Annotated in this window: 5 protein-coding genes and 1 pseudogene; 5 read left to right on the forward strand and 1 reads right to left on the reverse strand. The window is 71.7% G+C overall.

All coding sequences use genetic code 11. The features are described 5' to 3' along the window. From ACSNOH_RS32025 to ACSNOH_RS32035, 3 genes are all read left to right on the forward strand, one after another. Positions 1–655, forward strand: a 655-nt coding sequence (locus ACSNOH_RS32025) for a response regulator (RefSeq protein WP_436724957.1), incomplete at its 5' end; no start/stop codon positions are given. Positions 656–1097: 442 nt separating this feature from the next. Then, positions 1098–2717, forward strand: coding sequence for a M4 family metallopeptidase (locus tag ACSNOH_RS32030; RefSeq protein WP_436724958.1), 1620 nt, complete (start codon positions 1098–1100; stop codon positions 2715–2717). 168 nt (positions 2718–2885) lie between these two features. Next, entirely contained in the window at positions 2886–3383 is a 498-nt protein-coding gene (locus tag ACSNOH_RS32035; protein WP_436724959.1) for a hypothetical protein, read from the forward strand. 11 nt (positions 3384–3394) lie between these two features. Here ACSNOH_RS32035 and ACSNOH_RS32040 read toward each other — a convergent pair. Further along, a pseudogene (locus ACSNOH_RS32040) lies at positions 3395–4054 on the reverse strand (pentapeptide repeat-containing protein); the annotation flags it as partial. Positions 4055–4246: 192 nt separating this feature from the next. Between ACSNOH_RS32040 and ACSNOH_RS32045 the strand changes: the two are divergent. Both ACSNOH_RS32045 and ACSNOH_RS32050 read left to right on the forward strand, forming a co-directional pair. Beyond that, positions 4247–5251 (forward strand): zinc-binding dehydrogenase, encoded by a 1005-nt coding sequence (locus ACSNOH_RS32045; RefSeq protein WP_436724960.1) that lies wholly within the window; start codon positions 4247–4249, stop codon positions 5249–5251. A 188-nt stretch (positions 5252–5439) separates the two neighbouring features. Further along, positions 5440–7089: an MFS transporter gene (locus tag ACSNOH_RS32050; protein ID WP_436724961.1), complete on the forward strand. Its 1650-nt coding sequence runs from the start codon at positions 5440–5442 to the stop codon at positions 7087–7089. Positions 7090–7134: the final 45 nt, after the last annotated feature.

The following is a 7134-nucleotide window of genomic DNA, read 5'->3' on the forward strand; positions in this document are numbered from 1 at the left end:
CGCTTCCGTCCCCGCCCCCGTCCGCGTTCTCCTCTGCGACGACCACGCCGTCGTACGGGCCGGGCTGCTGGCCCTGCTGGCCAGCGCGCCGGGCATCGAGGTCGCCGGGGAGGCGGGCAGCGGCGAGGAGGCGGTCGTACTGGCCGCCCGGCTGCGGCCCGACGTCGTCCTGATGGACCTTCAACTCGGGCCGGGAATGGACGGGATCGAGGCGACTCGTCGCATCGTCACGGAATCCACAGGAACGGAAGGCGGCGGTCCGTACGTCCTCGTCCTCACCACGTACGACACGGACGCCGACATCACCCGCGCCATCGACGCCGGCGCAACGGGCTATCTCCTGAAGGCCGAGCGCCCGGAGGAGCTGTTCTCGGCCATCCGCGCGGCCGCCGAAGGGCGCACGACGCTGTCGCCGCCCGTCGCGAGCCGCGTCATGGCGCGGGCGCGCGGTGCGGGCCGGCCCGCGCTGACCGACCGCGAGCGGGACATCCTCGCCCAACTCGCCCGCGGGCTGGGCAACCGGGAGATTGCTCGCGCTCTGTTCATCAGCGAGGCGACGGTGAAGACCCATTTGGGGCGTATCTACGACAAGTTGGGCGTCGACACACGGGCGGGCGCCGTGGCCGTCGCGAAGGAGCAGCGCCTTCTGCCCTGACGGCACTCCCTCCCTTCGCCCCCTTCGCCCTCTTCCCTTCTCCCCCTTCTTTCCTGAACTGTTGGCCTGACTTCACGCCACCTTGATGCCGCCTTGATGCCGCCGGCCCTAGCCTGGCCACGGCCTTCAGGCGGTCTGCATCGTTCCGCTTGTATGCAATCTCAGGAGATCGCATACAACTGCTGCCCTCGAACTGAGATACGCCGGATTTCAAGTCCAGACCAGCGCCGGTCAGTTCACCGCATAGCGGAATCAATCAACCGCGTTTCGGAGAACGGCAGATCAAATCCTTGTTGCGCCCCTGTCAAAGTCGGTCAGGGGATGGCACTCTCTCCTCAATCCACTCCTGCACCACTCCTGCACCACCGGGCAGCCGTAACCCGTGCTGCCCTAACCCCCCTCAAAGGGACGTGAGTTCACGGCCCGCACATAGGAGACAGAGTTGAGAAGCGTCACCTCCACCTCCCGCAAGAACTCCCTGCGCGCCGCCGCGCTCGTCGCCTCCGCCGCCATGGTCGCCGTGGCCGTGCAGACCGGCTCCGCGAGCGCCGCCCCCGACAAGGCGAGCGAGGCCTCGCCCCTCGCCGTCTCCGCAGGGCAGCGGGTCGCCGCCATCAAGGACGCGCAGTCCGCGGCTCCCTCCACCGCCGCGAAGCTCGGCCTCGGCGGCAAGGAGAAGCTCGTCGTCCGCGACGTGATCAAGGACGCGAACGGCACGGTCCACACCCGCTACGAGCGCACCTTCGACGGCCTGCCGGTGCTCGGCGGCGATCTCGTCGTGCACGAGGCGAAGAGCGGCTCGCGCAGCGTCGACAAGGCGACCGACGCCGAGATATCCGTGCCCAGCACCACCCCGGCCCAGGCCCCCGCCGCCGCGAAGAAGAGCGCCCTCAGCGCCGCCGCGGACGAGAAGACCGCCAAGGCCGGCGCCGAGCGGGCGCCGCGCAAGGTGATCTGGGCCGCCTCCGGCAAGCCCGTCCTCGCCTACGAGACCGTGGTCACGGGCGTCCAGAACGACGGCACGCCCAGCAAGCTGCACGTGATCACCGACGCCAACACCGGCAAGAAGCTGTTCCAGCGCGAGGCCATCGAGACCGGCTCGGGCACCAGCACCTACAGCGGCACCGTCCCGCTCTCCACCACCAAGGGCGGCAGCGGCTATCTGCTCCAGGACGGCGAGCGCGGCGGCCACAAGACCTACAACCTGTCCCAGGGCACCGACGGCACCGGCACCCTCTTCACCAACTCCACCGACACGTGGGGCGACGGCGACCAGAAGGCCGCCGTCGACGCCCACTACGGCGCGGCCGTGACCTGGGACTTCTACAAGAACGTGCTCGGCCGCACCGGCATCAAGAACGACGGCGTCGCCGCGTACTCCCGCGTCCACTACGGCGACTCCTACGTCAACGCCTTCTGGGACGACGAGTGCTTCTGCATGACCTACGGCGACGGTGAGGGCAACAAGAACCCCCTGACCTCGCTCGACGTGGCCGCGCACGAGATGAGCCACGGCGTCACCTCCGCCACGGCCGGCCTGAACTACAGCGGCGAGTCCGGCGGCCTCAACGAGGCCACCTCGGACATCTTCGGCACCGCCGCCGAGTTCTACGCCAACAACGCCACCGACAAGGGCGACTACCTCATCGGCGAGCAGATCAACATCAACGGCGACGGCACCCCGCTGCGCTACATGGACAAGCCCAGCAAGGACGGCCGGTCGAAGGACTACTGGACCTCCTCGCTCGGCCGCCTGGACGTCCACTACTCCTCGGGCCCGGCCAACCACTTCTTCTACCTGCTGTCCGAGGGCAGCGGCGCGAAGACGGTGAACGGCGTCTCGTACGACAGCCCGACCTACAACAACGTCAAGGTCACCGGCATCGGCCGGGACAAGGCCACCAAGATCTGGTACAAGGCCCTGACCACGTACTTCACCTCCACCACCAACTACAAGGCGGCCCGCACCGGCACCCTGAAGGCCACCGCGGACCTCTACGGCTCCACCAGCGCGGAGTACAAGGCGGTCGCCAACGCCTGGACCGCGATCAACGTGAAGTAACGACCCAGGTGAAGTAACGATCAACCGCACATGAGTCCGGGGTGCCCCGCCGCCGACGCGGGGCACCCCGGACTCGTCCGCGTTCCCCCGGCCCGGGACCCGTCCGCGTTCCCCGGCCCGCTCGTACACGTTTACGCGTCCGGCCCGCGGCCGTGTCACCATCGAGGCGTGATCGACCTCGGCTACTCGCTCTCGCGCCGCTTCCCCGACCCGCCTCAGACGGACTACCGCACCGCCGACGTGCGCTCCCTGCGGCACGACCTCTTCTGCGGGGACGTCTACATCGCCGACGTGAAGGCGGACCGCGAGCTGTCCACAGCCTGGGGATGGGTGCCGGTGCTCGACTTCGCGTGGGCGCTGTGCGACGTCGTGGAGCAGATCGACCGCGACCCGCGCGGCAGCCGCTCGGCCACCCCGCAGTTCGCCGAGCTCGACTTCACCGAATCCACGGACTGCATGCTCTTCGAGCGGCGCTTCGGGTGGGTGGAGGTCTCCGCCGACTGGATGCCGGCCGACGAGCCCGCCCTCACCTTCGACCACCGCGCCCTGCGCCGCGAGGCCCGCGACTTCCTGCACGACCTGATCGCCGACCTGTGCGACATGCACGAGGGCCTCGCCGACAACCCCGTCATCTGGGACCTGCAGGCCCGCTTCCCGCGCGTGTAGCCCGCCGCCTGCTCCACCCGTACGCCTATCTGCGCGGCGAACGCCGGGGCGAGATCCAGAAGTTGGGACGGGCTGATCACCGCGCCCGACAGGCGCTCGATGCCCCGGGCGATGTCGAGCTGCGTCACCGCCCGCAGGTCCACGTCCGCCATCCGGGCCCCCGAGAAGTCGGCGCGGCGCAGCGCGCAGTCGCGGAAGACGACCCGCTCCAGCCGGGCGCCGCCGAAGTCGGCCTCGGAGAGGACGACGCCCTCGAAGGTGACGTCCTTCAGCACGGCCCCGCGCAGATTCAGATAGTCGATCTTCCCACCGCGGACGAGGACGCGCTCCAGCACGGCGGTGTGCAGCTGGGTGCCGCCGAGCCGGGCGTCGGTGATCTCCACGTCCCGCAGGCCGGCCTTCGACAGGTCGGTGCCCACGCCGCGGACCCCCTCCAGCACGCAGTCGGTGAACCGGGCCGCCACCAGCTCCGTCTCGTCCAGCGCGCAGCGGTACAGACCGCAGTCCATGAAGCGGGCGCCTATGCCCGACTGCGCCGCGAAGCCGGCGTCCGTGAACGCGATGCCGTCGTAGTCGCCCTCGGGCTCCAGCTCAGCGCCGTCATGCGGCCGCAGCGCGGGCAGCCGCACCTCCGGGAGCTTCGCCACCGGCCGCGCCTGAGCCGTAGCCATGCGAGCCGTAGCCGTGCGAGCCGTAGCCGTAGCCGTACGCGCCTGCTTCCTGCCGTGCGTCGTCATGTCCTCACGGTGGCACAGGCCACTGACAACGCCTTGACCTCAACCAAACTTGAGGTTGAAGACTCAAGGGCAGCAACGGCACGAGACGCGACACGCGTACCACCCCGAAACGCCCTGGAGACCGCCATGCACGCCGTACGACTGCACGCCTTCGGCCCCGCCGAGAACCTCGTCCACGAGCGGGTCGAGGACCCCGCGCCCGGCCCCGGCCAGGTCCGGATCGCGGTCGCCGCCGCCGGCGTGCACCTCCTCGACACCGCCCTGCGCTCCGGCTACTCCAGCGCGATCCACGCCGCCGCCGAGCTGCCGACCATCCCCGGCCGCGAGGTCGCCGGCACGGTCGACGCCCTCGGCGAGGGAGTCGACGCGAGCTGGCTCGGCCGGCGCGTCGTCGCCCACCTCGGCATGGTCCCCGGCGGCTACGCCGAGCTCGCCGTCACCGCCGTCGAGAAGGTGCACGAGCTGCCCGCCGGGCTCGGCGAGGCCGAGGCCATCGCCATGATCGGCACCGGCCGCACCACCCTCGCGATCCTCGGCTTCACCGAGCTGAGCAGCAAGGACGTCGCCGTCGTGACCTCCGCCGCCGGAGGCATCGGCGCGCTCCTCGTGCAGTACGCCAAGAACGCGGGCGCCACCGTCCTCGGCCTCGCGGGCGGCCCCGCCAAGACCGAGCGGGTCCGCGCCCTCGGCGCCGACATCGCCCTCGACTACAACGACCCGGCCTGGCCCGGCGCCGCCCGCGAAGCCCTCGGCGGACGGGCCGCCACCGTCGTCTTCGACGGGGTCGGCGGCGAGGCCGCCCGCCACGCCACCGGCCTGCTCGGCCCCGGCGGCAGCCACCTGGTCTTCGGCTGGTCCGCCGACGGCGTGACCGAGGGCCCGTCGTTCACCCTCAGCGAGGAAGAGCTCGCCGAGCGCGGCATCACCTCCCGCAACGTCCTCGGCCCCGCCATGGCCGAACGCATCGGCGGCCCCGAAGGGCTGCGCCGCCTGGAGGCCGCCGCCCTCGCCGACGCCGCGGCCGGCCGCGTCACCCCGCTCGTCACCCGCTTCCCGCTCGCCGAAGCCGCCGCCGCGCACCGGGCGCTCGAAACCCGGCGGACAGTGGGCAAGGTCGTACTGATCCCGTAGGGCCGGGGCCTCGCCGCGTAAGCCAGGCGTTCGGCCACGCGTTCGACCACACGTGCAGTCACCCGCTCAGCACGCCTTCAGCCACGCCTTCAGTCACGCCTCCAGTCACGCGTCCGGCAGGCGCCCCTCACCCGTCCGGCCTACGCTGGAACGCGGATCTGTGCACCTCCGGCGTGAGAGCAGGCCCCATGAGTCCGACGGGTTCCACCAGTCCCTCCGACACCGGACCGATACGCCCCTCCGCACCCGACCCCCGCCGCTGGTGGGGGCTCGTGGTCATCGCGACCGCCCAGCTGATGGTCGTCCTCGACGCCACCATCGTGAACATCGCCCTGCCGTCCGCCCAGCGCGCCCTGCACGTGTCGGACGGCAACCGGCAGTGGGTCATCACCGCCTACACCCTGGCCTTCGGCGGCCTGCTCCTCCTCGGCGGCAGGATCGCCGACCTGGCCGGCCGTAAACGCACCTTCATGACCGGCCTCACCGGTTTCGCCGCCGCCTCCGCCCTCGGCGGCGCCGCCCACACCTCCGGCCTGCTGTTCGCGGCCCGCGCCCTGCAGGGCGCCTTCGCCGCGCTCCTCGCCCCCTCGGCGCTGTCCCTGCTCACCACCACCTTCACCGTCGGCAAGGAGCGCGCCAAGGCCTTCGGCATCTACGGCGCCATCGCCGGCGGCGGCGCCGCGATCGGCCTGATCGCCGGTGGTCTGCTCACCGAATACCTCGACTGGCGCTGGTGCCTCTACGTCAACGTGCCCATCGCCCTGGCCGCCCTCCTCGGCGCCGCCGCCTTCCTCCACGACGACCGGCGCCGCCGCGGCGAACGCCCCCGCCTGGACGTTCCCGGCGTCCTCCTCGGCTGCGGCGGCCTCGTCGCCCTCGTCTACGCCTGCAGCGAGGCCGAACCGCGCGGCTGGAGCGCCCCGCTCGTCCTCGGCCTGCTGACCGGCGGCGCCGCCCTCCTGGGCGCCTTCGCGTGGTGGCAGGGCCGCGCCCGCAGCCCGCTGCTGCCGCTGCAGATCGTCCGCGACCGCAACCGCACCGGCGCGTTCCTGACCATGGGCCTGGCCGTCGTCGCCATGTTCGGCATGTTCCTGTTCATGACCTACTACCTGCAGGTCGTCCTCGGCTACTCCCCGCTGAAGACCGGGCTCGCCTTCCTGCCCCTGACCGCGGCCATCGTCACCGGCTCCACGCAGATCTCCGCCCGTCTGCTCAACCACGTGCCGCCGCGCGCCCTGATCGTGCCCGGCGCCGTCCTCGCCGCCGGCGGGCTGTTCCTGCTCACCTTCCTGCCCGTCGAACCCGCCTACGTCAGCCACGTGCTGCCCGCCGAGCTCCTCGTCGGCCTCGGCATGGGTCTGATCTTCATGCCCGTCATGGCCACCGCCACCGCCGGCGTCGCCCCGCACGACGCCGGCGTCACCTCCGCCACGGTCAACACCGCCCAGCAGGTGGGCGGCTCCGTCGGCACCGCCCTCCTCAACACCATCGCCACCTCGGCCGGCGCGACGTACATCGCCGCGCACCTGAAGACCGCGGCCGCCACCGCCGCGGCGACCGGCGGCACCCTGACCCCCGCCGCCCGGGACACCATCGTGAGGACCGGCGTCGTCCACGGCTTCCGCACCGCCATCGCCTGGGGCTCGGGCATCATGCTCCTCGCCGGGCTCGTCGGCGGGCTCCTCGTCACCGCAGGACCGCCCAAGCACGCGAGCCCCCTCGGAGACGTCGAAGCGCCCCCGGCACCCGAAGCCGCCGACGCCGAGGCCGCAGAGGCCGCCGAGGCCGAAGAACGGCACCACATGCGCGCCTGCGAACCGGGGGACAGCACCCCCTGACCGGCCGCGCGCCGTCCGCGAGACCCATCAGCTGCCCCACCCCAC

The sequence above is a fragment of the Streptomyces sp. URMC 127 genome (assembly GCF_051386535.1).
Lineage (GTDB): Bacteria > Actinomycetota > Actinomycetes > Streptomycetales > Streptomycetaceae > Streptomyces.

What these genes read in the sequence shown, in the direction of transcription:
- ACSNOH_RS32045 (WP_436724960.1), top strand. Translation starts at nt 4,247, where the DNA reads ATGCACGCCGTACGACTGCACGCCTTCGGCCCCGCCGAGAACCTCGTC.
- ACSNOH_RS32050 (WP_436724961.1), top strand. Translation starts at nt 5,440, where the DNA reads ATGAGTCCGACGGGTTCCACCAGTCCCTCCGACACCGGACCGATACGC.